The 1,059-nt window shown below is 35.9% G+C and carries 2 protein-coding genes and 1 pseudogene; 2 read left to right on the top strand and 1 reads right to left on the bottom strand.

The features are described from left to right. Window positions 1–181 (top strand): annotated as a pseudogene (locus tag AC1DOS_RS20280) (sensor histidine kinase); the annotation flags it as partial. A 59-nt stretch (window positions 182–240) separates the two neighbouring features. Continuing rightward, window positions 241–381 (top strand): hypothetical protein, encoded by a 141-nt coding sequence (locus tag AC1DOS_RS20275; protein WP_477538934.1) that lies wholly within the window; start codon window positions 241–243, stop codon window positions 379–381. Between the two features lie 304 nt (window positions 382–685). Here AC1DOS_RS20275 and AC1DOS_RS20270 read toward each other — a convergent pair. Beyond that, window positions 686–1,059 (bottom strand): hypothetical protein (locus tag AC1DOS_RS20270; protein WP_477538933.1); only part of this gene is annotated, 374 nt, incomplete at its 5' end.

Here is a 1,059-nt window from a genome sequence, read left to right as displayed (position 1 = left end):
AGAAATTCCTTATATTTTTGAACGATATTATCGAGGAGACAGTAAAAGAAAGAAGAAGCAAGGATTAGGACTTGGGTTACCTTTAAGTCGATTACTTGCTGAAGCTAATAATTGTGAATTGTTCTTAATATCAACCTCACCACTTGAAACTATATTTCGTCTCATGTTACCTATTGAGTAAACTATAATGTGTGATTAATTGCCTACAACATCTTGTTGTTGACAGTAGGAATTTCGTCAATGTATAAAGTATTCGCCATGGCAGGTTCGAAGTCATTTGATGCTATTCTTGCCCGTTTCTCGTCACCTTGTACGTCTACACCAATCACCAATGCAATAGATGGACCGAATATGACTCAATCCATTGTTGCTTTGGTTTAGGTGTTAAAGTATGTCCATGTGTACGGAAACTGAATGGGCATATACGTGACAGGATCTATAGAGCTAGAGATAGGACGAAGTTGATTATAAAGCCCCAGGTTCATTTGTAAGGATTCGAGACTTCTTTCTTCTGAGAGCATTTTATCAAAGACAATTCTTCCCTCCCCTAACAATTTATCATCGTCCGTAAAACCTCGATTCAATTACGCAACTGGCATAACGCATACACAGTAGGTGACAAAATCCCCGGATTAGGAAGTATTCAACTTCATTGCTCAATAAAAAGCTAATAAATAAACTCAGTTTATTTCATATCAATCACTCTTAACTGAAAATCCTTGGTAAACTCCACATTTACCCATTCATTCGCATTAGAAATATCGATTGTTTCTGTTTTATGTGCATTCGTTCCATCGAGATTTTCACCATATGATATAGCTAATTCACTCTTTGTATTAGACTCTGCACTTGGTGAAATATCAAACCAAGTTATATCTCCCTTTTTAAAAGGGCTATTATCTGCATGTATAACATTTTCACTAACCACTTCTTTTCCATCCACATACTTAATTAATGTCATATGCTTAATATCAAGAGAGTTACTCATTTCAATTGAAATTCCATATCCTTGCTGTTCTGCTGATTTTGCTGGAGTTGAACACCCTGCCAGTATAACGA

It is taken from the genome of Paenisporosarcina sp. P5_A11 (assembly GCF_056400705.1).
Note: the sequence above shows the minus strand (reverse complement) of the source record. Positions and strands in the feature narration are given on the sequence as shown.